Source organism: Lysinibacillus sp. FSL L8-0312 (genome assembly GCF_038003285.1).
Lineage (GTDB): Bacteria > Bacillota > Bacilli > Bacillales_A > Planococcaceae > Lysinibacillus > Lysinibacillus fusiformis_D.
This window is the reverse complement of record NZ_JBBOOV010000001.1, coordinates 3,287,996-3,312,267: the sequence shown is the minus strand read 5'-3', so window position 1 is coordinate 3,312,267 and position 24,272 is coordinate 3,287,996. Positions and strand designations below refer to the sequence as shown.

Sequence of the window (24,272 nt, the reverse complement as noted above, 5' to 3'; positions counted from 1 at the left end):
TCACTCGTTCAATCAGTCACGTACTCAAGTACGTTCCTTCATTCACTCGATTGCTTCCTAGAACTGCTCGTGTCTTGAAACCCTTTTAATGTTATTAAGCCTATAAAAAAACTTAAAAAATAAATGTGTTTGTTACAATTTCAATGTCGTTTTATCCAGTTTTCAAAGAACAAAGATTGGTGGAGCCTAGCGGGATCGAACCGCTGACCTCCTGCGTGCAAGGCAGGCGCTCTCCCAGCTGAGCTAAGGCCCCAAGAGGTATATATGGTGGGCCTAAATGGACTCGAACCATCGACCTCACGCTTATCAGGCGTGCGCTCTAACCAGCTGAGCTATAGGCCCTCTTGGAAGTTTTATATTATTTAATAAACCTTCAAAACTGAACGCAAAACGTAATCTTACAAACCCTAGGTTTGTATTCCGAAATAATCCTTAGAAAGGAGGTGATCCAGCCGCACCTTCCGATACGGCTACCTTGTTACGACTTCACCCCAATCATCTATCCCACCTTCGGCGGCTGGCTCCAAAAGGTTACCTCACCGACTTCGGGTGTTACAAACTCTCGTGGTGTGACGGGCGGTGTGTACAAGGCCCGGGAACGTATTCACCGCGGCATGCTGATCCGCGATTACTAGCGATTCCGGCTTCATGTAGGCGAGTTGCAGCCTACAATCCGAACTGAGAACGACTTTATCGGATTAGCTCCCTCTCGCGAGTTGGCAACCGTTTGTATCGTCCATTGTAGCACGTGTGTAGCCCAGGTCATAAGGGGCATGATGATTTGACGTCATCCCCACCTTCCTCCGGTTTGTCACCGGCAGTCACCTTAGAGTGCCCAACTAAATGATGGCAACTAAGATCAAGGGTTGCGCTCGTTGCGGGACTTAACCCAACATCTCACGACACGAGCTGACGACAACCATGCACCACCTGTCACCGTTGCCCCCGAAGGGGAAACTATATCTCTACAGTGGTCAACGGGATGTCAAGACCTGGTAAGGTTCTTCGCGTTGCTTCGAATTAAACCACATGCTCCACCGCTTGTGCGGGCCCCCGTCAATTCCTTTGAGTTTCAGTCTTGCGACCGTACTCCCCAGGCGGAGTGCTTAATGCGTTAGCTGCAGCACTAAGGGGCGGAAACCCCCTAACACTTAGCACTCATCGTTTACGGCGTGGACTACCAGGGTATCTAATCCTGTTTGCTCCCCACGCTTTCGCGCCTCAGTGTCAGTTACAGACCAGATAGTCGCCTTCGCCACTGGTGTTCCTCCAAATCTCTACGCATTTCACCGCTACACTTGGAATTCCACTATCCTCTTCTGCACTCAAGTCTCCCAGTTTCCAATGACCCTCCACGGTTGAGCCGTGGGCTTTCACATCAGACTTAAGAAACCACCTGCGCGCGCTTTACGCCCAATAATTCCGGACAACGCTTGCCACCTACGTATTACCGCGGCTGCTGGCACGTAGTTAGCCGTGGCTTTCTAATAAGGTACCGTCAAGGTACAGCCAGTTACTACTGTACTTGTTCTTCCCTTACAACAGAGTTTTACGAACCGAAATCCTTCTTCACTCACGCGGCGTTGCTCCATCAGGCTTTCGCCCATTGTGGAAGATTCCCTACTGCTGCCTCCCGTAGGAGTCTGGGCCGTGTCTCAGTCCCAGTGTGGCCGATCACCCTCTCAGGTCGGCTACGCATCGTCGCCTTGGTGAGCCGTTACCTCACCAACTAGCTAATGCGCCGCGGGCCCATCCTATAGCGACAGCCGAAACCGTCTTTCAGTATTTCACCATGAGGTGAAACAGATTATTCGGTATTAGCCCCGGTTTCCCGGAGTTATCCCAAACTATAAGGTAGGTTGCCCACGTGTTACTCACCCGTCCGCCGCTAACGTCAAAGGAGCAAGCTCCTTCTCTGTTCGCTCGACTTGCATGTATTAGGCACGCCGCCAGCGTTCGTCCTGAGCCAGGATCAAACTCTCCATAAAAGAAATTTGAATAGCTCAAATTGTTTTGCTGGCATCAATTTTGATGTCCAAAATTTTGTTTTGTTCACTAACCGAAGTTAGTTACTGAAAACTTTATTGATTACGTTTTGCTTGTTCAGTTTTCAAGGTTCATTTCGTCAACCATCTTTCGACAGCAACTTTTATATTATAACAACATCATTTCTAGTTGTCAACATCTTTTTTCAAGAAAACTTTCATTCCCAGAAGAGACAACTCTTAAATCTTATCATAACCACTTTACCAAGTCAACATCTTTTTATTCAAATTGTTTTTGAAGTTTGATGTTAGTTCTTACGTCGTCTTAACGACAAGTAATAATTTATCACGTTATGATAGACTTGGCAAGTGTTTTTTTAATAAAATCTATTGAATTAAAAAAACACAAATTTATAAGCATTTTTGTGCATTTACGAGAATACCAAATTGAGATATTCTCTTTGCTTACTTAATTATTTGTTTTACTATACATCTCTTTCTTTTAAATCTCAATGTTTTAAAATAAAAATACTTATTTATTCTCAAGATACCATTTGTTTAGGAAAGGAAATCTCAGTGGTATTTGTTTGTAAACATTACTCCTTCAGATTTATAAATCAAAGTCTTGTAAATTGTAATCAACATAGCAATATAATTTCATGCTATAACGCTACTATGAATAAATCCCGTTGCCTTCTGGATAGTTTGAATCTAAGCAACCTTTCGCACAAACCTACTTTTAATTTTATAACCGCCATAACAACATTTCCTATATAAGTCACTATAAAGCTCTATTTAGTTTTTCATTTCCTAACAAATAAGCAGGCGCTAAAGTGCTTCTACTGCACTTTAGCGCCTGCTTACTGCTATTTATGTCCCTATTTAAGGTCATCCGCTTGAGGATCCACAATATTTAAGCACCATAAGAAATTGTCCCACGCAGAATACCAGCCACTGAAAACTTCAGAAGAATCATCCCAACGAACGTCGAATTTCTTGTGGCCATCTATTTCTACTAAATATAAAGTAAGGTTCTCATCTTTTTTAGCAACCACTAATTTCATACCATTCTCAAGTTCTTCTTCAGTAAATGGCACATCAGAAACCGAACGTAGTTGTGCCTGTTCAAATACTTGTTTGTTAATAATTTTGTAATTCATTATAAGCCCCCAATAAAAATACTTCTTTTTATACTTTTTGAATTTGAAAAACATAGAACTATAAAAGTATAACCTAAATTTAATCCTCGTTTAAACAACTTAATTTTTTTATAGCTTAAAAAGAGGAGAACTCACCTATATTGTGAATTCTCCTCTTCATTCATTACTATTCTTTTATTGCTTCACGAAAAGACTTCATTACAATTTAACTATTTTGTAATATGACGCATTGTTGGGAATAATAATACATCACGAATTGATGGTGAATTTGTAAGAAGCATGATTAAACGGTCAATACCAATACCTAGTCCACCTGTTGGAGGCATACCGTATTCCAACGCTTCAATGAAATCGTTGTCCATTTCATGTGCTTCATCGTTACCAGCTGCTTTTTCTGCTAATTGCGCTTCAAAGCGTTGGCGTTGGTCGATTGGATCATTTAATTCTGTGAAGGCATTTGCATGCTCACGACGAACAATAAATAGCTCAAAACGATCTGTGAAACGCTCGTCCTCTGGATTCTTCTTCGCAAGAGGTGAAATTTCTACTGGATGACCATATACAAATGTTGGCTGCACAAGAGTCTCTTCTACTTTTTGTTCAAAGAATTCATTAATGATATGACCTACTTCATGAACATCTTTCACTTCTACTCCGTGCTTTTTTGCAAGTGCTTGCGCTTGTTCTTTTGTCATTGGCTGCCAGAAGTCTACACCTGTTGCCTCTTTTACAGCGTCTACCATGTGTACTCGTTTCCAACCTACTGCAAGGTTGATTTCATCTTCTCCATATTGAACTGTCGTTGTACCAAGAACTTCTTGCGCAACATGTGCAATAAGGTTTTCAGTTAGTGACATGATATCTTGATAATCAGCATATGCTTCATATAGCTCAATCATTGTAAATTCAGGGTTATGACGTGTAGAGATTCCTTCGTTACGGAATACACGACCGATTTCATAAACTTTCTCTAAACCACCAACTATTAAACGTTTTAAATGCAATTCGATTGCGATTCGCATATATAGTTCCATATCTAGTGCATTGTGGTGCGTAATAAATGGACGAGCAGCTGCACCACCAGCAATCGTATGAAGCATTGGTGTTTCTACTTCTAAATATCCAGAGTTATCTAGATAATTACGGATTGCACGGATGATTTTAGAACGAGTTATAAATGTTTTTTTACTATCTTCATTTGTCATTAAATCTAAGTAACGTTGGCGATAACGTTGCTCAACATCCTGTAGGCCGTGGAATTTCTCTGGCATAGGACGAAGTGCTTTTGTAAGGAACGTGAAGCCCTCCGCTTTTACTGAAAGCTCTCCAACTTGTGTACGGAATACGTTTCCACGCACTCCAACAATATCTCCTAAGTCTGCTTGCTTAAATAATTCATATGCTTCCTCGCCTACATGATCTTGACGAACATAAATTTGAATTTGGCCACCTAAATCTTGAATATGGGCAAAGCCAGCTTTTCCTTTACCACGTTTCGTCATAATACGACCCGCAATAACAACCTCTTGAAGGTTTTCTTCTAGCTGCTCTTTTGTTTGGTCTGCAAATTGCTCACGCACTTCTGTTGATAAATGTGTACGCTCAAAACGACTTCCGAAAGGGTCTTGTCCGTTTTCTAGTATTGTCGTCATTTTTTGGCGTCTCACCAAAAGTTGATCATTTAATTCTTCTATATTATTTGACACTTGTTTCACTCCTTAAGTAAATTGTCCGCGTTTACGTCCATAATATTTCTATTGTACACAATTTTAGTGCTGTAATCATCTGTTTCAATTTATTTTCAATCCAACAAAAGATGATTAATAATTCTAAAAATTAAAGTTAGCAACACAAAGGCGCCTCTTTTAAAAATACCGAGACGCCCTATACATATCACTATACAATTAATTCCTTAGCTTCTGGACCGACTAAATTAAATTCGCTCTCTTCATATTCCTGCACAAGGCCATTTAATAGCGCACGAAGGTCTGCCGCCGTTTCTGTTTGGTTAATAGCATTACGTGCTTTCCCATTACCACGAATTCCTTTTAAATACCATGACGCATGTTTACGCATTTCACGCACCGCAATTCCTTCTCCTTTTAATTGGAGAAGACGTTCAAAGTGTAGGAGACATACATCCATTTTTTCTCGAACACTTGGTTCTTCCTTTAACTCACCTGTTTCTAGGTATTGAACCGTGCGGTAAATCATCCATGGATTACCTAATGCAGCACGCCCAATCATGACTGCATCTACTCCTGTAGTTTCAAGCATACGTTTAGCATCTTGTGGTGTTTCCACGTCACCATTACCAAGCACAGGAATGTTTACATTCTCCTTCACTTGACGAATGAAATCCCAATTCGCTTTACCTTCATACATTTGTACACGTGTACGACCATGAACCGCCACCGCTGCTGCACCTGCACGCTCAACAGCTTGTGCATTTTCCACTGCAAAAATATGCTCGTCATCCCAGCCAATACGCATTTTTACGCTGACTGGTTTTTTGACAGCATCCACAACAGCCGCTACCATTTCATATACTTTATTTGGATCAAGTAACAAGCGGGCTCCTGCTTCACATTTAATGATTTTATTAACAGGGCACCCCATGTTGATATCAATAATATCAGCAGTTGTATTTTCATCCACATATTTCGCCGCTTCCACTAAAGTTGCTTTATCTCCACCAAAAATTTGCAATGACAGCGGATTTTCACGTTCATCGATATAAAGCATCCCTAATGTTTTTTCGTTTTTTTGGACAATACCCTTATCACTAATCATTTCAGCATACACGAGACCTGCTCCGAACTCTTTAACCGTTAATCGGAAAGCAGAGTTACAGATCCCAGCCATTGGCGCTAAAACCACTCGATTGTCCATGACGATATCGCCAATTTGAAACGGCTTCTCTGTTGTAAGACTCAACGTTGTCTTCCTCCTCTAAAAGCTTTTACCTATTATTTGCTATCTATTGTTAATGCTATGCATTAATCTTTCATCCACATACTATTCTTAATACACCGTTGAAAACTCTTCAAACGGACTCCATAGGGTGATACCTTCATTTTCGCAATCCATTTGCTGCAACAGATCGTGCGCTTGTTGTAGCTGTACATCAAAGGGTGATGCTGCAATCTCTACTAATGGTACTAAGACGAATGCTCTTTCGTACATTCTTGGATGGGGAACTGTTAAACTCTCCGTTTCAATATTCTCTTGATTGTAAAGTAAAATGTCAAGGTCAATGATTCGTGGGCCCCAGCGAAATTCTCGAACACGCCCTAATTCCTGTTCTATTGATTGGCAGATCTTCAACATATCAGCAGAAGAAACATCTGTTTTTAGATGAACAGCAATATTTAAAAAATCTGCCTGATCTGTATAACCCACTGCAGCAGTTTCATAAACGGACGATACACGAACAAGTTTAATACCTTCCGTTTCCTTTAAAAGGGCAACTGCATGCTGAAGATTTTCATATCTCTCTCCCATATTCGTTCCGATAGATAAATAGACATCCTTCATCAGAAATCACCTCTCGTTACCTCAACAGACACCTCTTTGTAATAGCCATGAATTGGTGGGTCTGGTTTAATTAGTTCTACACGAACTCCTTTTACTTTATCAGGGTAGGTTGTTAATATTGCATCCGCTACTCTCACGACCAGAGCCTCAATTAGCTTAAACGGTTCCCCCTCCACAATATCACGGCATAATGCATAGACCTCTGCATAGTTCACTGTATAAGAGAGATCATCTGTTTCTCCAGCCTTTGTCATATCTACAGCAAGGGAAACATTTGCTCGAAAGCGTTGACCTAGAGTTGTTTCTGCTGCTAATACACCATGGTAGCCATAAAACTGCATGTCCTTTAAATGAATGTAATCCATCACGCTTCCTCCTTAAACAAACGTTTTCCCACTAAGACATCAGCCATATACGTAGCACGCGTCATTTCCTTTACATCATGAACACGTATCATATGACAGCCCTTTTCAATTCCATAAACCACTGTCGCACTTGTCCCTTCAAGACGCTCTTCAACAGGTAGTTTTAAGACATTGCCAATCATTGATTTACGTGACGTTGCTAATAATACAGGGTAACCCATAGCTACTAAATCCTTTAAGTGTTGCATCATAACTATATTTTGGCCAGTATTTTTAGCAAAGCCGATACCTGGATCTAAGATGATATGATGTTCAGGAACCCCCGCTTGCTGAGCGATGGCAATACTTTTCTCTAAGTCCATTTTTGCTGTCGCCCAAAAATCAACACCATAATCCATATTTTCGCGATTATGCATTAAAATAATAGGCACATGTAAATCCGCAGCAACCTGAGCAATTTCTGGCTCAGCCTTCGCACCCCAAATATCATTAATCATATGTGCCCCTGCTTCAATAGCAGCACGGGCTACATTTGCTTTATACGTATCAACGGAAATAACGGCCCTTACTTCTTTCGCTAATGCTTGAATAACGGGCACAATGCGTGCAATTTCATCTTCATCTGAAATTCGTTCATACCCAGGGCGTGTAGATTCCCCACCTACATCAATTATTTTAGCCCCTTCAGCCACCATTTTTTTCGCTTGAGCAACAGCAGCTTCTACATTGTTGTATTTTCCACCATCTGAGAAGGAATCTGGTGTAACATTGAGAATCCCCATAACAAATGTTTCTTTTGTATAGTCTAATGTAATACCATTAAGCGTTAATGGTTTCTTATATTTTTCTAGCATGTAAACGCTCCCTCTATCCTTGCTCCACTTCTTGAACAAATGCCTCATGTAAACACAAATAAATCGGCCCATTATTACCTAAAAATTGCACATTCTCTAAGCTACTAATCGGCACAAGCTCTTGTACTGAATTGGTAATGAAGCATTCCGTACTTTGTAGTAAGTCTTCTTTTGTATAAAAACCTTCTTTAACTTCTAAATCGAGTTCAGAGGCCTTCTCTATAACCCACGCTCGAATAATACCCGGTAAAATACCTGTCTCTAAGGAAGGCGTATATAGTATATCATTTTTTACCCAAAAAACATTTGATGTCACACCTTCAGCCACATAGCCCTGTTCTGTTAAAAAGAACCCTTCTTGTTGTGCCAGTGATAGCATTTCAAAGCGGCCAAGCACGTTGTTACCATAATGATGTGATTTAACTCGCAATCCTTGTTCAGGTGTATTGCGTGGCGTTGAAAGCCATTGCGCAATTTTCTCCGTACCACGTTTTGTATTCTGAAGTTCTTTTCGAAAGATAATGACATTGGGTTGTTTATATTCTGTTGGCTGTAATCCAATATGATGTTCTCCAGCTGATACATTTAAACGGAAGTAGCCATCCTGACCGCCAGCCAGCTTGTTTAACTGTTGCACAACTTCAAGTAAAAATTTTTCAGGATAGGTTAAATGAATGTGATACTGAGATAAAGCAAGCTGTAATCTATCCATATGCTCTTCCCAGCGAAATACCTGACCTCTATATGTGCGGAATGTTTCAAAAAAGCCCAATCCATATAAAAAGCCATGATCAAATGGAGAAATCCGCAAATCCTGTGCGGCCATATAGTTTCCATTCATCCAGCACTGCATCTATTCCACTCCTTCTACATACTTCTCTATAAATTGACGCAATAGTTTTTTGCCTTGCTCTGTCATAATAGATTCTGGATGATATTGTACACCCTCTATCGAATATTCCGTGTGACGAAGCCCCATAATTTCCCCCTCTTCTGTCCAAGCGGTTACTTCTAGACATGCTGGTAACGTCTCTTTTTCTACAATAAGAGAGTGGTAACGTGTGGCCTGGAAGGGATTTGGCATACCTTTATGCAAACCCACTTCAGCATGTAGCACAGGTGATGTCTTACCATGCATAAGATGCTCAGCTCGTATGACATTGCCGCCAAACACCTGTGCAAGTGCCTGATGACCCAGGCAGACCCCTAAAATCGGAATATTTCCCGCGAAATATTTAATAATGTTCAGGCTTTCACCTGCCTCATTTGGACTACATGGTCCTGGAGAAATAACAATCATATCAGGTGCAAGTTGCTCAATCTCCTTTACTGTTATATCATCATTTCGTTTCACTACTATCTCATGACCAAATTCACCTAAATATTGTACGATGTTGTAGATAAATGAATCATAATTATCAATCATTAAAATCATTTTGCTCGCTCCTCTGCCATTGCCTTTGCCTGCCACATTGCCTTCGCCTTATTTAAGGATTCCTGATACTCCCTTTCTGGCACAGAGTCAATGACAATACCTGCTCCAGCTTGAATATGTGCAACCCCATCTTTTATAAATGCTGTACGGATCACAATATTAAACTCCATATCACCTGTATAGCCGAGCCAACCGATAGAACCAGTGTATAAACCTCGTCGTACAGGCTCCAGTTCTTCAATAATTTCCATGGTGCGGATCTTTGGCGCACCTGTAATCGTCCCACCTGGGAACATTGCACGGATAACATCTGCATTCGTTTTATCTTCCGCTATTTCTCCTCGTACATTTGAAACAATGTGCATGACATGTGAATAGCGCTCAATGACCATAAATTCGTCCACTTCCACTGTTCCATAGGCTGATACTCGTCCTAAATCATTGCGCTCTAAATCCACTAACATCACATGCTCAGCACGTTCTTTCTCATTATCAATCAACTCTTGTGCCAATGCTAAATCTTCCGCTTCGGATTTCCCTCTTGGTCGAGTACCTGCAATGGGTCTTGTCGATAATTCATTGCCATGACGTTTTACTAATAACTCGGGTGACCCAGAAACTACAGCAAAATCAGGTGCTTCAATATAAGCCATGTATGGCGACGGATTAAACGCTCGTAAAGCCTCGTAGACATCCATCGCAGTCGCATTTAAGTTCTTGGACTGACGAACAGATAAGTTTACCTGAAACACATCACCCTGTGCTATATAGGTTTGAATTTTCTTTACAGCTGCTTCAAAATCAGTTCCTGCAAATGAGACAAGCAATTCATGCTCATCATTAGCAACTTCTACAGCATTTGTTTTTTCAAATTTACGCGCCTCTAAACCAGACTGTGCTGCAACCTGCCAGTTGTTAGCCCATTCTTCCAAGTTAACGTCACTATCTTCTAGCTTCATAAGAGTAACTGTATTCGTTTTCACATCATGTACTGCCCAACTATCAAAAATATAAAAATAGATATCTGGTATTTGCAAGTCATCCTTTGCCATATTAGGAAGTACTTCAATTTTACGTGCATAATCATATGCAACAAATCCAATAGCCCCTCCTTGAAAAACAGGAAGGTCCACATTATAAGAAATTCGATATTCCGCTACAAGCTCTTCCAGTAAAGCTAGAGATTCACCTTGTAAAATTTCTTGTCTATCATTTCTCCAGTTTACTAAAAGCCCCTCCTCTACTGATTGTGCAGTAGCTAACGGATTCCAAGCAGCTATCGTAAAATGCCCTCCGCGTCCACTCTCTAAAAACACATGCGCTTGCTGTGTCTCTGTTTGCTTCTTATAGCTATAAAAAAATGAATCTGCATCCATTGTTAATGTTTTTGTAAGTATTGTTTTCAAGTTATTTTCCCCTTTAAACATGTGGTGTGATTCCATCTTAACTTGAATATTACATAGAAGCGAATATTTTTATAATTTTAATAGTGTCCGTTTTTATGCACTAAAAAGGACTCCTTTTAAAAAGGAGCCCTTACATAAAAATCTTTATTTAGTCTTCAAATTGGTATAAAGGGGTTGAAAGGTAACGCTCTCCGTTAGAAGGTACAATGGCAAGAACATTCGAACCTTTACCTAAACGTTTTGCCGCTTCAATCGCAGCATAGATGGCCGCACCAGATGAAATACCACATAGGATACCTTCTTCACGTGCTACTTTACGTGCTACTTCAAAAGCAACCTCATTTTCAACAGGGAATACAGCAGAATAAACATCTGTATCTAGTACTTCTGGTACAAATCCAGCTCCAATACCTTGAATTTTATGTGGCCCTGGTTGACCACCAGAAAGAACCGGTGAATCTTTTGGTTCAACAGCAATGATTTCAATGTTTGGATACTTTTCTTTTAATACAGCACCTGCACCTGTAATGGTACCACCTGTACCAACGCCAGCTACAAATGCATCAAGTGTTAGGCCATCAAATGCTTCTACAATTTCAGGACCTGTTGTCAGACGGTGAATAACAGCGTTCGCTGGATTTGTAAATTGTTGTGGGAGGAAGTAGCCATGCTCAGCAGATAGTTCTTCTGCTTTAGCAATTGCACCCTTCATGCCTGCTGGACCAGGTGTTAACACAAGCTCTGCACCATAAGCTCGTAATAAGTTACGACGCTCTAAACTCATTGTTTCTGGCATAACTAAAATCGCTTTGTATCCTTTAGCAGCAGCAATCATCGCAAGACCGATACCTGTATTACCAGAAGTCGGCTCAATGATTGTACCACCCGGCTTTAATGTCCCGTCTTTTTCTGCAGCTTCAATCATTGCTAGAGCTAGACGGTCTTTTACTGAGCTTCCTGGATTAAAATATTCTAATTTTACATACACAGTGCCTTCATTTTCATTTGTTGCATGATTTAATTTTACAATTGGTGTTTTACCAACTAATTCAGCCACTGAATTCGCTAATCTACTCATTTACTAATCCACTCCCAATCCCTACTATTTTTATAGGTTTTACTTATTTTGTATTTTATCAATTTTTCCATTCGATTGTCAATAAATAAAACTTATATTTTCAGAATATTTATCATTACTTAAAACGGAAAAGCCTTATCATCTGTCTACAAAAAAAGAATCTGCATCCATTGGGTATGTCACTACGAATGCCTGCAAGTTTGATCAGACTCATTTTACCCCGCAAAACCTGCAGACTCTTTTCATGTATTATTTTTCTTTTTTAGACTCTCCATAATACCAAGTAGCATTAAATTCAGACCAAAATGCTTCCGGTGTAACAGATTGCGTCAATTGCTCTAAAGCCAATTCACGCTCAATATGTTCTTTCACATCGTCATATGTAAAGGATTGTCCTTCTAATACCTCTTGCACTTGAACAATTCCATAATGACCATTATCTAACTTAAAGGCTTTACTTACCTCATTTGCCTTAAGAGATTTCACAGTATTAATAATGGTAGGGTCCACATTCTCCTGATTCTCTGTGAGGAAACCAATATCTCCTCCTAGACTGGCTGAAGCACTATCAACAGATATTTCTCGTGCCAGCACTGTAAAATCAGAACCATTTTTCAATTCACCTAGTGCCTCATCAGCAGCTTTTTTTGAATCGACTTCAATAAAATTCGTACGATAGCTTGTTTTTGTATTATATAACCCCTGATTTTCCTCATAATACTTTTCAACACTTTCTTCCTCTATCACTACGTCCTTCGTGAGTACTTTATCCAATATAAGCTGTGAACGAATTTTTTGGCGTAGTTGCTCTACTGATAGATTTTGCATGGCTGTATCAAACTTATCTTGAGCAGAACGCATTAACGCAAGTTCAAGATCTATTTCTTTATCGGTAACTTTAATTTTATATGTTTTTGCTGCCTTTTCCATTACCGATTCATTTACTAAATTTTGTAGTGTTTCTTTACCATATCGTTCTTCCATGGCAATCATCCACTCTTGGCGCGTGATCACATCCCCATCAATGGCAGCGACTTGTTCGTCGCTACCAATTTCCTGACCTTTGTTTGGGATTAACCAGCTGATGAACCATAAAATATTTCCTAATAACAGAATCGCTATGACAGCTAAAGCAGGCTTTGTCTTTAAACGACGTTGCAGTAAAGGCGTTTGGTTTGGTGTTACAGTGGTTGAAGGTCGTCGATTACGCGTTGAGCTCATCAATAAACCCTTCTAGCTCATCCTTAGAAAAACTGTATGTCTCTAGGCAGAAGTGACACTCTGCTTCCGCTCCGCCATCCTCTTCAATCATTTCTCTAATTTCCGCTGCTCCTAAACCTAAAATTGCTGCACCAAACCGCTCTTTTGTACATTGACATTTAAATTCAACTGGCATGGAATCTAAAATTTGTAGATGTCCATTTCCTAAAACAGCTTCTAAAATTTGCTCTGGTGTAAAGCCTTTTTCAATCATTTTTGAAACAGGCTCTATTGTAGCAAGATGTTGTTCAATTTCATTGATTGTTTCTTCCTCACAGCCCGGCATTAATTGAAGAATAAATCCGCCTGCTGCAAGAATAGTGTTGTCTGGATTGACTAATACACCTAATCCAACTGATGATGGTACTTGCTCAGATGTTGCGAAATAATAAGTAAAGTCTTCAGCGATTTCACCCGAAACAATTGGTGTTTGTCCAGAGAACATATCTCTCAATCCAAGATCTTTAACAATTGTAAGAAATCCTTCTGTACCAACGCCTGCTCGAACATCTAACTTCCCTTGCTCATTTAAATCAAAGTGAACATGGGGGTTTGTAACAAATCCGCGTACTTCCCCATGTGCATTACTATCAATTACCATAGGGCCAATTGGACCGTCACCCTCAATTTTAATCGTGATTTTCTCTTCACCTTTTAACATAGCTCCCATCATGACAGCTGCTGTCATTGAACGACCTAAAGCTGCTGACACAACTGGCCAAGTATCATGACGACGTTGCGCTTCACCTACTGTAGCAGTTGTACGAGCTGCAAACACACGAACTTGCCCATTAAATCCTAACCCTCTTACTAAATAATCATTCATAAATGGAATGTCCCTCATTTCCTATTGGTTACGTTTATATAGCTTATATAAACCCTTCAAAGTTAAAAACGGATCCACAACATCAATGATTTGTGTCTCCCCTGCGATTAAATTTGCTAGCCCACCTGTAGCAATAACTAATGGCTCCTCTTTACTTTGTGCTTTCATCCGGTTAACAATGCCCTCTACTTGTCCTACAAAGCCATAAAAAATACCTGCCTGCATGGCAGAAACGGTCGTTTTCCCGACAATATGTGAAGGCCGTACTATTTCAATACGCGGCAATCTTGCAGCCTGTGTATAAAGAGCCTCTGTAGAAATCGTTATACCCGGCGCGATAGCACCACCCATGTAATCGCCCTTCTCATTCAAATAACAATAGGTTGTCGCTGTACCAAAATCAACTATGATACAAGGGGCTTTATATAAATCTAGAGCTGCTATGGCATTCACAATGCGATCTGACCCAACCTCACGCGGATTTTCGTATTTAATATTTAAACCCGTTTTCACACCCGGGCCAACTACCAAAGGCTTTCTTCGAAAATATTTCTGACACATCGCGTCTAATGAAAACATAATTGGTGGCACAACTGAGGATATAATAATACCTGTAATTTGTTCAAATGAAATGCCTGCATGATTAAAAAATGAAAGAACTTGCATAGCATATTCATCCTCTGTTTTATGAAGGTCCGTCACCATACGCCAATGGAAAGCTAATTGTTCGTTGTCATCATAGACACCTAATACAATATTAGAATTCCCTGCATCTAAAACTAAAATCAAGGCTGACACCTCCCCTATCATCATTGCACCTTTCATAAACCTAACATGACAGCTACAATCTAATTGAAATGAAGATAAAATACTTTAGAAAATGATACCATACTTTTTACCTTGATTCAGCATTCATCTCCTTCCTCTAAAGGCGTGAGCGGAATGCTTACTTTATTTTTTCAGTGGATGTTCATCTATAACGATGAAAGCTTCTTTAAAAAGGAGCTCCCTAAACTAGGCAGCCCCTTTGAAAATCATTTAAAATTAAATTTTTCTGGATCTGGACCACAACGTAGACCATCATTCAATGCATCCAACTGTGTCATTTCTTGCTCAGATAACGCAAAGTCAAAAACATCAAGGTTTTCAGACATACGTGCCGGTGTCATCGTCTTTGGAATTGTGACAACATGATGCTGTACATCATAGCGTAACACAATCTGTGCAGGTGTCTTGCTGTATTTAGAGGCTAATTCTTGAATCAACGCTTCTTCAAGTAGAGAGCCATTCATCAATGGAGACCACGCCTCCACCTGTATACCCTTATCCTCACAATAGGCACGTACTTCCTCTTGTGTTAAATGTGGGTGAAATTCAATTTGATTAATAACAGGAATAACAGTCGTTTCCTTCAAAAGGCTTTCTAAATGATGCACATGGAAATTACTAACACCAATTGAGCGTACTCGACCATCTTGATAAATTTTTTCTAGTGCTTTGTAAACCTCAATATAATTTTGATCAATTCCTGGCCAGTGCACTAAATACAAATCTAAATAGTCTAATCCCATTTTCTCTAAACTGCTATCATATGCGGCAAGTGTTTTTTCATAGGAAAGACCATCGTTCCAAACTTTGGATGTGATAAATAGTTCTTCACGAGTTACTAAACCTTCTTCAATTGCGGCTTGTATTCCACGACCAACACTTTCTTCATTGCGATATACTTGTGCTGTATCAATGCTACGATAACCTTTAGCAATAGCTGTTTTTACGGCTTCTGCTAGGTCATCTCCTTCAGGTACTCGAAAAACACCATAACCAACCAAAGGCATCTTAAGTCCATTATTCAATGTTACATTTCCCACGTTAAACACTCCAATCTGTTTTCACTAACTTTACATCTTCTCTCCACCCTAAGAGCAGAGTTATATGTAACTGTCTTACATAAATATATCCTAATGCTTATTAGCAAGAAAAGGCAAAGGAAAAGACTGTTTACCTAATTTTAGTAAACAGTCTTTTCTACTTTAATCACGTTTCTCATCGATACCTTTAGGAGCATCATTTGGTTCTTTACTTTCTTTTGCCAGATTTAAAGTTGTTGGGTTAGGCTCTTTGCTAAGTAGCTCTTTTTCAACAGTTGGTTCACCAATAGTATCTAATGTTGGCTTCGCTTCAATTTTCGGAGTGCTCTCCTCAATACTTTCTACGACCTCTGGCTCTGGTAAAATACCATGATCACGTAAATGTTCGATTTCCTGTGCATTTAATGTTTCTTTCTCCATTAAAGTATTGGCAATTAAATCAAGCAAATCACGTTTCTCCGTTAGGATGCGTTTTGTACGCTCATATTGTGTATCAATAATTTTTTGCATTTCTTTATCAATTTCATAGGCTACTGAGTCAGAATAATTTTGATCTGAATTAAAGTCGCGACCAAGGAATACATTGCCACCCTGACTTGAACCAAATTGCATAGCACCAAGGTTTTCACTCATTCCGTATTCGGTAACCATAGCACGAGCAATGCTTGTAACTTTTTGGAAATCGTTATGTGCCCCAGTAGAAACTTCACCAAGAACAATTTCTTCAGCTACACGACCACCAAGAAGGCCTGCAATACGATCTAAGAGCTCTTGCTTTGTTGTAAAGAAACGTTCTTCCTTCGGTAACATAATCGCATATCCACCCGCTTGACCACGAGGAACAATTGTTACTTTGTGCACTGTATCCGCTTCATCAAGCTCAAGACCTACTACTACGTGACCAGCCTCATGGAAGGATACCAGTTTTTTCTCTTTGGCTGAGTATACTCGACTTGCTTTAGCTGGACCCGCAATTACTCGGTCAGAGGCTTCATCGATATCCGCCATACTAATCGTACGTTTACTTTTACGAGCTGCTACAAGTGCTGCTTCGTTTAGTAAGTTTTCTAAATCTGCACCGGAGAAACCTGGAGTACGTTGAGCAACTGCAGCTAAATCAACTGTATCTGCTAAAGGTTTATTACGTGCATGTACTTTAAGAATTGCTTCGCGCCCTTTTACATCAGGATGACCTACAGTAATTTGGCGGTCAAATCGACCTGGACGTAATAACGCTTTATCTAAAATATCTGGGCGGTTTGTTGCAGCAATGATAATAATACCTTCATTTGCTCCGAAACCATCCATTTCAACCAATAATTGGTTCAGTGTTTGTTCACGTTCGTCATGACCACCGCCAAGACCAGCGCCACGTTGACGACCAACCGCATCAATCTCATCGATAAAGATGATACATGGTGCGTTTTTCTTCGCGTTTTCAAATAAATCTCGAACACGTGATGCACCGACGCCGACAAACATTTCTACGAAGTCAGAACCTGAAATTGAGAAGAAAGGAACGCCTGCTTCGCCTGCCACTGCACGTGCAAGTAATGTTTTACCTGTACCTGGAGGACCGACAAGTAAGATACCTTTTGGAATGCGTGCACCGATTTCAGTGAACTTGCGATGGTCTTTTAAAAAATCTACAACCTCTACAAGCTCTGCTTTCTCTTCATCAGCACCTGCTACATCTGTAAAACGAACTTTTTTCTTTTGGTCATCATAAAGTTTAGCTTTACTTTTACCAAAGCTCATCACTTTATTACCGCCACCCTGAGATTGGCTCATTAGGAAGAAGAATAAGAAAATGATGATGATGAAAGGAATAATTCCTGTAAAGAATTGAATCCATCCACTTGTTTCTGGTGCTGCTAAAAAACTAATATTACTATCTTTATCCTTAGCAGCCTCATCGATACGGTCCATTAAAGATTGGTTTTCACGAGGGATATTCACTGTAAAGCTTTGACCCTTCTCATAACCTTTCAGTGTACCTTCAACGATGTAAACTGATTTATCAGGTTGAATTGTAGCACTTGTTATTTCTTTCTTATCTAGAGCTTGTTGAAACTCATGATAAGATAACTCTTTCGTTGGTGAATTTCCACTATTGAAAGTACCAAAAATACCGATAATCACTAGGAAAATCAGTAAATAAAATATGGTATATCGAAATATTCGATTCATCTCCAGCCTCCTCATTACAAACAGAAAAATTATAAGTAAAATCTTAACATATCATGATTTCATCATACAACGAAAAGCCCTACTTAAAAAATGTTTCGTTCACTTTTGCCGTTATCAAAACAGTTTTAGGCCATCTTTATATGTCCCAGCGTAATTGTACCTGTTCCTTGGACTCGATATAGCTGAACATTGTGTCAAGATTTTGAATTATGTTAAACATAACAAAAAATACATGACTTGCGCTGGAGGCCTTTGCATTTATAGCTGGTTTTTGTAACTTAGAAAGAATAAACTTCAGGCTTCAGTATACCAATATAAGGTAAATTACGATATTTTTCTGCGTAATCTAAGCCATACCCTACAACAAAGCCATCCGGCACTTCAAAACCAACATAGTCAGCAGATAAGTCCACTTTACGGCCTGATGGTTTATCTAATAATGTAACAATTTTGATGGACTTTGCTTTGCGGTATTTAAATAAATCTACTAAATAGCTTAACGTTAAACCACTATCGATAATATCCTCGATAATTAATACGTCACGTCCCTCAACGCTTGTGTTTAAATCTTTTAAAATTTTCACTTCACCCGATGACACAGTAGCATTACCATAACTAGAAACATCCATAAAATCCAATTCGATGAAAGAATCGAAGCGTTTCATTAGGTCTGTCATAAATGGCATTGCTCCTTTAAGCACACCAACAGCTAATGGGAATGCATCTTTGTATTCCTCTGTTAATTGTGCACCTAAATGTGCAATTCTTTCTTGCAGTTGTTCTTCTGTAATCATAATTTTTTCGATGTCGTTTTGTAACATATCGATTCCTCCTCGTGATGTATCAAAAAATTTTCAACCAATTACGGTGAAATATTTTACAAAGACCTTAGTCTACGATGAGCACTGTATCATCGTTTGGTTGCGGAGTGGTTGAAAAAAATATTCCCATACGCACACCAATTACCGCTACCACCTCATCAGATTGAGAAATCAGTAACGGCCAGCTATTTCGCTCATTTAAAGGAATCTTTTCATCTATAAAAAGGCGAGATAAGCGTTTTGGCTGATCCATTCCTTTTAACAGCATTCTGTCTCCGTCCTTGCGTGCTCGAATATAGAGCGGTAGTTGGAGTTTGCTAGCGTTAAAATAAAAAAGCTGTGCAGTATCCGTCAGCAATTCAGACGATAAATCATGCAAATTGACTACGCATAAGCGTTCACCATTTGTCAGTGTTGTCCATCCATCAGCAGCCGTAATCATTTGTTTCTCAGGAGATGTTTGGCCTTCTAATGGCTTATTCTTCTGAATCGTTAATTTCCCGTAAAGGCGAACTGCTAGAAAATCTTCAGGCAAGTGAATTTCAGCATACCCTGCTGTTGTATCACAAAGCTTTAAAATTGAAGTCAATAAAGCATAACTTTGTATCGTATTTGAATCTTTGTAAAGATAGTTTAATAGTATTAAAATGAGCCTCCTTTGTAAAGCAAGTGGTACCAATTGAAAAGCCTCAATTTCCATGCTATATGTATTTTCGTTACTTCTTATGATGGTTTGAGAAAATACATCTTGGGCTAATGTCATTAAAAAGGTATCGTCTTCTTGCAATTGCTTTGTGAAATGGGCCACCTGCTCAGTCACTCTCGGATTTTCTGCCTCCAGTAAAGGCACCACATGATGTCTAAAGCGATTGCGTACATAGGTGTCTTTGGAATTGCTAGCATCTTCTCGATAATCCAAACCTTTTCTAAGTAAATATTCCCTTATTTCAGACTTTGTAACCGTTAAAAACGGACGAATTAATGATTTGCCTTCAAAACATCGTTGAGGACGTATGCCTTGCATACTGTTCATTGTTGCATTTTTTGTAAGGGCCATTAATACTGACTCCAGTTGGTCATCCGCATGATGTGCAGTTACAAGCTTATTGGCATTTGTTTTTCTCAAGATTTCTTTGAAATATCGATACCTCTCCCTACGACAAATTAACTGTGTATTACCATTTTCCTGTGCCATAATTGCAGGTATTGGAATATCTGTAGCATGTAAGTAAACACCATTGTCGTCACAATACTTTTGGACAAATGCTCTATCTGCAGCAGAGTTTTGCCCTCTCAACATATGATCGACATGTACTGCTTCCACCTGAATGTTCCACTGCGCCTGTGTTTGGATAAAGTAATGGAGTAACGCCATAGAGTCTACCCCACCCGAAACGGCGATGAGAAGATGATCGCCTTGCTGTAATAATTGCTCTTCTTCAATAAATGTTTTGACCTTTAATTCAAATGACAAACGCTTCTCCTCCCCTTTTCGTTGTTATTTTAAGATGAATTACTCATAGAATACTGAGCTGGTCTAAAGACAGCCCATGTCGGTACAACATGCGTCACCTCTAACATTAATACTGTACAGTCATCTTCTATTTCAAAATACCCTTGGAATGATTGCATGATCGTTGTTAGCTTTTCTTGAATGGTTTTATTTGTACTGGCAACCTGCTGTGCAAAAGCTAAAAATGTTTCCTCTTGCTCATCCCAATCATCTACACTTGAAAACAGGCCATCTGAGTGCATTAAAATAACGTCTCCTGCCTTCAGTTTTCTTTTTTCAGCTTCTACTGTTGAAATAGATAAAAATCCTACAGGTGCTGCATTACTTTCAACTTTCAGCACCTCTTTTCCACGTAAAATATAGGTCGACATACCTCCAGCCTTCCACGACCACAAATCACCATGCTGTAAATCAACAAGTGCAAAATCAAGTGTTGCATACATATCATCCTGTTGCTTTAATGACATAACATAATGCAATGTATGCATCGCCGTTTCCGGATTCATATTGTAATTAAGACACTCTCGCATCAAGTGGATCAATTTTCTACTTTCATGTTGTGCTTCTTTATTTTGCCCCATACCATCAGACAGCAAAATGGCAAATAGTCCTGGATGCAATTGGAAGAGGGCATGAGAGTCTCCAGAATATAGTGTTGCATCTTTCGACATGCTATATATATCATACTCTACTTCAAAGCTAATAGCTGATCTAAAGCATATTTGAACATGACGAAACGGTATTTCACAGGCTATTACTTTTTCTATTTCAAAAGGTTCATCGAAAATCTCATAAAGAATTGGCAGAATCATGCGTTCAGCTAATGTTGTATCTTCCTCCCAGTTGACACGTGCTGGTGCTAAAGCACAAACAATCTTTCTTGCACCTGGCTTATTGCTAAGCACATCTAGTTGAAAACATTCAATATTGGCATCCTTTAAGCGTTCAGCAATATCCTTTTCTACACTAACAAATGAAATTGTATCCTCCTTCATCTCAGCGATTAACTGGTTTAAATGGTTACTCATATCACGAAGTTGCAGGGCAATCATTTTTTTACCATGAAAGTACTGCCCATTAATGCGTTCCCTATAAAGCTCTGTATCTAATTCCTCGAAAATCTTCGTCGATTTTACGCATTTATAGCGTATTTGTTCTTCTACACGATGAATAGCTGATTCCTTGCCTACTCCTTTCATATGAAACCAGTCTGTCACAAGCTTGTCCATACCGTTATTTTTAGCACCCCAGCAATGTTCATAGCGGAAACAGCTTAAACAAGTGTTCATTGGAGATACTTCCTTCGCAGCTTCAACTGGAGCCGTCATAAAGCGATCAAATACAAGCTCCTTCATGAATTGTACAAAATGCTGAAAATGCTCTAATTTATACGTTACATGTTCGGTTAACCAATTCTGTCGTGCCAGTAAAATCTCCTCACGTTGTGGGAAAAGCTTGTCCCTCACCCTATCTGAATATTTCTTTGGGATCGTTAGAAAAAGAATGCTCCCGATGGCAATGGAGGTAAAATACACGCTATCTAAAGGCAGTGTGGCGTCATAAAATAAAAAAAAGACACTTGGCAAAATACTACCGATCGCAACACCAAATCTACCACCTTTAGCTCCCATTCCTGCACACAGCCCCGTTAAGGTCGCAACTGAAAGCATCCCGGTAAATGAAAGCTTAGCAATACCGATAAGAGTTCCCAGCACTGCTCCGATTACTGTTGCTAATGGGACACTGCCAACCAATGCACCAAAACAGATAAAAAGCTGCAATAAAAAAATGGGGAGTGAGAAATAGCTAATCACAACTGCTTGCATCCCAGTAAGCATGGCAGCAAACACGACTAATCCAGAGCCTAGCTTCTCATATGTCCAATGACTCGTAAACCATTCATACGAGTTAACAAATAGCACTTGCATAAACAGCGTCATAATAAGAGCTAGAGCTGCCTCACAGCCTACATAAAATTGTACAAGCACTGGTGGCAAGCCTTGATACATCACCCCTTGCCACATTATTTGTACCAGTAATACAGCTAAAGACACCGCAATACTTTGGGGCAACTGCCAGTAACGGAAACGCATGATACATTCATACATAACAATTTGTAACGCTAGAATGAAGACTTGTCCAAAACCAAGGAAAAAACAACCTGCTAAACTACCGAATAAAACGAATTTGGCATACTCCCTATACTTTGTTCGAATAATGGCCCAAAAAGGAACTGAGAACGGTACAGCTGCTTCAAATACAACAGATTGAGCTAAGAAAAAGGCGGTTAAAAAAAAGAGAGAACCTATTAGGATCTGCTTCTTTTTCATACCGATCTTTTGGTCATCTACATTCGTTGTATTATACCATTCAATACTTGTCATTTGATTATCCCCTTTCCGCACTTTTGGTTATTATAAAAAATTATGTGCGGAAAGATTGTCTGACGTTGACAGAAAAAAATATAAATATTTCGACTAATAGCTATTCATAAATACGAGAATTGGCAACAATTTCTTTCGCAACAGCCTAACATTTATGAAAAACGTTGAAAAATCCACTTATAAAAACAAAATTGTAATGACTTGCTATTCATCATAAAGCTTAGTGCGAGGGCATTCTATGAGCTATCAATCACTTTATTCAACTGTTACCACGATACATTTCTACGTAAGAACAAAAAATCCGCTAAAATACTCTTCTATGCTAGTTTTTACGAAATATATTTTTTTAAAAAACCTACTTGACACTAGCACGTTTGGCTTGTATTATTTAACTTGTTGCTTAAACGACTGTGCGGAAGTAGTTCAGTGGTAGAACACCACCTTGCCAAGGTGGGGGTCGCGAGTTCGAACCTCGTCTTCCGCTCCATATAGTAATTGGCGGCCTAGCTCAGCTGGCTAGAGCGTACGGTTCATACCCGTAAGGTCGGGGGTTCGATCCCCTCGGCCGCCACCATAGTAGGCCCGTTGGTCAAGTGGTTAAGACACCGCCCTTTCACGGCGGTAACACGGGTTCGAATCCCGTACGGGTCATCTCAAATAGGCGCCTCAGAACTAAATTCTGAGGCGCCTATTTTTATTGTAATCTATTTTGTCACTATTCCCATCTATCCGTCTGTTCATTTATAACTATGTGACTGCGTATAAAAATATGGCATACTAAAGAAAAGAGTGTTTTTTAGGAGGTTAAATTCCCTTGAGTGCATTAACAAAAGCCGCGTTAATTTGCGGAAGTGGCTCGATGATTATTCTTATTTCAATTCTTATTAATTTACCTTTTTTTGTTCAAATAATCCTATTACTTTGTGGACTTACCGTGAGTGTATATGGTGTTTTCTTACTTGTCAAAATGGTTACTCATCCAGTGGAGAAAACATCCATAGCTTCTGCCGATGAAAAAACAATAAACCCCACAAAAAAGAAAAAGAAACCTTCTTCTACTTTGTAGGTAAATGAAAAAAAGGGATTAGCTTTATTAAAAAGCTAATCCCAACTCTATTTCATACACTTTTTCTACGATTAAAACAGTCAGCAAACTACCCTCTTCTAGCTCCGCGACCTCCGCGTTTTGATTCTGTAGCACGTTTAAGTGTTGCTAGACGTTCATCACTATCTTTTAAGAAGCGTGCCATTTTTTGCTCAAAATTTTCTTTTGGCTGGTGGCGTTCGTTACGATCATTAGAACGATTATCACGACGTGGACGTGCTGGACGTTCTGGTCTCTCAGCTTGAGGCTTTGCTTTACGGATTGAAAGACCGATCTTCCCGTCCGCTTCAACATTCATCACTTTTACTTCAACTTCATCTCCAACTTTTAGATGCTCATTGATATCTTTTACATAATTGTCAGCAACTTCACTAATGTGAACTAAGCCTGTTTTGCCATCTGGCAGCTCAACGAATGCTCCAAAATTTGTGATTCCTGTTACTTTACCTTGTACCTTGCTGCCTACTTCAATTGACATAAAAAAA

At 39.5% G+C, this 24,272-nt stretch carries 20 protein-coding genes, 5 tRNA genes and 1 rRNA gene; 4 read left to right on the top strand and 22 right to left on the bottom strand.

Translation table 11 applies throughout. The features are described 5' to 3' along the window. Positions 1 to 177: 177 nt before the first annotated feature. The 21 genes from MHI22_RS16745 to MHI22_RS16645 form a co-directional block, all read right to left on the bottom strand. Positions 178 to 253, bottom strand: a tRNA-Ala gene (locus MHI22_RS16745). A gap of 12 nt (positions 254 to 265) precedes the next feature. Beyond that, positions 266 to 342, bottom strand: a tRNA-Ile gene (locus tag MHI22_RS16740). A gap of 94 nt (positions 343 to 436) precedes the next feature. Further along, a 16S ribosomal RNA gene (locus MHI22_RS16735) occupies positions 437 to 1,988 on the bottom strand. Positions 1,989 to 2,863: 875 nt separating this feature from the next. Then, positions 2,864 to 3,145, bottom strand: a complete 282-nt coding sequence (locus MHI22_RS16730; protein ID WP_036123109.1) for a hypothetical protein — start codon at positions 3,143 to 3,145, stop codon at positions 2,864 to 2,866. Positions 3,146 to 3,354: 209 nt separating this feature from the next. After that, positions 3,355 to 4,860 (bottom strand): lysine--tRNA ligase, encoded by a 1,506-nt coding sequence (lysS, locus tag MHI22_RS16725; protein WP_036123105.1) that lies wholly within the window; start codon positions 4,858 to 4,860, stop codon positions 3,355 to 3,357. A 181-nt stretch (positions 4,861 to 5,041) separates the two neighbouring features. Next, positions 5,042 to 6,082 (bottom strand): tRNA dihydrouridine synthase DusB, encoded by a 1,041-nt coding sequence (dusB, locus tag MHI22_RS16720; protein ID WP_036120709.1) that lies wholly within the window; start codon positions 6,080 to 6,082, stop codon positions 5,042 to 5,044. 87 nt (positions 6,083 to 6,169) lie between these two features. Then, positions 6,170 to 6,682: a 2-amino-4-hydroxy-6-hydroxymethyldihydropteridine diphosphokinase gene (gene folK, locus MHI22_RS16715; protein ID WP_036120706.1), complete on the bottom strand. Its 513-nt coding sequence runs from the start codon at positions 6,680 to 6,682 to the stop codon at positions 6,170 to 6,172. Continuing rightward, complete coding sequence (folB, locus tag MHI22_RS16710; RefSeq protein ID WP_036120703.1) at positions 6,682 to 7,047, bottom strand: dihydroneopterin aldolase; 366 nt, start codon at positions 7,045 to 7,047, stop codon at positions 6,682 to 6,684. Before folB ends, folK begins: the two co-directional genes overlap by 1 nt. Next, positions 7,047 to 7,901 (bottom strand): dihydropteroate synthase, encoded by an 855-nt coding sequence (gene folP, locus MHI22_RS16705; RefSeq protein WP_036120700.1) that lies wholly within the window; start codon positions 7,899 to 7,901, stop codon positions 7,047 to 7,049. Before folP ends, folB begins: the two co-directional genes overlap by 1 nt. A 13-nt stretch (positions 7,902 to 7,914) precedes the next feature. Continuing rightward, positions 7,915 to 8,754: an aminodeoxychorismate lyase gene (pabC, locus tag MHI22_RS16700; RefSeq protein ID WP_036120697.1), complete on the bottom strand. Its 840-nt coding sequence runs from the start codon at positions 8,752 to 8,754 to the stop codon at positions 7,915 to 7,917. Then, positions 8,755 to 9,336: an aminodeoxychorismate/anthranilate synthase component II gene (gene pabA / locus MHI22_RS16695; RefSeq protein WP_036120693.1), complete on the bottom strand. Its 582-nt coding sequence runs from the start codon at positions 9,334 to 9,336 to the stop codon at positions 8,755 to 8,757. After that, positions 9,333 to 10,763, bottom strand: a complete 1,431-nt coding sequence (locus MHI22_RS16690) for an anthranilate synthase component I family protein (protein WP_271912030.1) — start codon at positions 10,761 to 10,763, stop codon at positions 9,333 to 9,335. The genes pabA and MHI22_RS16690 overlap by 4 nt, the downstream gene beginning before the upstream one ends. Before the next feature lie 127 nt (positions 10,764 to 10,890). Further along, complete coding sequence (gene cysK, locus MHI22_RS16685) at positions 10,891 to 11,820, bottom strand: cysteine synthase A (protein WP_036120688.1); 930 nt, start codon at positions 11,818 to 11,820, stop codon at positions 10,891 to 10,893. A gap of 249 nt (positions 11,821 to 12,069) precedes the next feature. Next, positions 12,070 to 13,041 (bottom strand): peptidyl-prolyl cis-trans isomerase, encoded by a 972-nt coding sequence (locus MHI22_RS16680; RefSeq protein ID WP_036120685.1) that lies wholly within the window; start codon positions 13,039 to 13,041, stop codon positions 12,070 to 12,072. Then, the gene (hslO, locus tag MHI22_RS16675; RefSeq protein ID WP_036120682.1) at positions 13,025 to 13,906 is read right to left on the bottom strand and encodes an Hsp33 family molecular chaperone HslO; all 882 of its coding nucleotides are present in this window, start codon (positions 13,904 to 13,906) and stop codon (positions 13,025 to 13,027) included. The genes MHI22_RS16680 and hslO overlap by 17 nt, the downstream gene beginning before the upstream one ends. 21 nt (positions 13,907 to 13,927) lie before the next feature. Continuing rightward, positions 13,928 to 14,695 carry a type III pantothenate kinase gene (locus tag MHI22_RS16670; protein WP_058844489.1) on the bottom strand — a complete coding sequence of 256 codons (768 nt, stop codon included), beginning with the start codon at positions 14,693 to 14,695 and terminating at the stop codon, positions 13,928 to 13,930. Between the two features lie 245 nt (positions 14,696 to 14,940). Beyond that, the gene (locus MHI22_RS16665; RefSeq protein WP_271913508.1) at positions 14,941 to 15,741 is read right to left on the bottom strand and encodes an aldo/keto reductase; all 801 of its coding nucleotides are present in this window, start codon (positions 15,739 to 15,741) and stop codon (positions 14,941 to 14,943) included. Positions 15,742 to 15,936: 195 nt separating this feature from the next. Further along, a complete protein-coding gene (gene ftsH / locus MHI22_RS16660) occupies positions 15,937 to 17,964 on the bottom strand; it encodes an ATP-dependent zinc metalloprotease FtsH (RefSeq protein ID WP_036120673.1) in 2,028 nt (675 codons plus the stop codon). Between the two features lie 278 nt (positions 17,965 to 18,242). Beyond that, positions 18,243 to 18,785, bottom strand: a complete 543-nt coding sequence (gene hpt / locus MHI22_RS16655; RefSeq protein WP_036120670.1) for a hypoxanthine phosphoribosyltransferase — start codon at positions 18,783 to 18,785, stop codon at positions 18,243 to 18,245. 67 nt (positions 18,786 to 18,852) lie between these two features. Further along, complete coding sequence (gene tilS / locus MHI22_RS16650; RefSeq protein WP_036120667.1) at positions 18,853 to 20,259, bottom strand: tRNA lysidine(34) synthetase TilS; 1,407 nt, start codon at positions 20,257 to 20,259, stop codon at positions 18,853 to 18,855. A 29-nt stretch (positions 20,260 to 20,288) separates the two neighbouring features. Beyond that, entirely contained in the window at positions 20,289 to 22,682 is a 2,394-nt protein-coding gene (locus MHI22_RS16645; RefSeq protein WP_141905722.1) for a SpoIIE family protein phosphatase, read from the bottom strand. A 412-nt stretch (positions 22,683 to 23,094) separates the two neighbouring features. Here MHI22_RS16645 and MHI22_RS16640 point away from each other — a divergent pair. From MHI22_RS16640 to MHI22_RS16625, 4 genes are all read left to right on the top strand, one after another. Then, positions 23,095 to 23,169, top strand: a tRNA-Gly gene (locus MHI22_RS16640). 10 nt (positions 23,170 to 23,179) lie between these two features. Beyond that, positions 23,180 to 23,256, top strand: a tRNA-Met gene (locus tag MHI22_RS16635). 5 nt (positions 23,257 to 23,261) lie between these two features. Beyond that, a tRNA-Glu gene (locus MHI22_RS16630) sits at positions 23,262 to 23,333 on the top strand. Between the two features lie 163 nt (positions 23,334 to 23,496). Continuing rightward, positions 23,497 to 23,748, top strand: a complete 252-nt coding sequence (locus tag MHI22_RS16625; RefSeq protein ID WP_340812390.1) for a hypothetical protein — start codon at positions 23,497 to 23,499, stop codon at positions 23,746 to 23,748. Positions 23,749 to 23,836: 88 nt separating this feature from the next. Here the strand turns inward: MHI22_RS16625 and MHI22_RS16620 are convergent, their stop codons facing one another. Then, positions 23,837 to 24,265, bottom strand: coding sequence for a S1 domain-containing RNA-binding protein (locus tag MHI22_RS16620; RefSeq protein ID WP_004229154.1), 429 nt, complete (start codon positions 24,263 to 24,265; stop codon positions 23,837 to 23,839). Positions 24,266 to 24,272 lie beyond the last annotated feature (7 nt).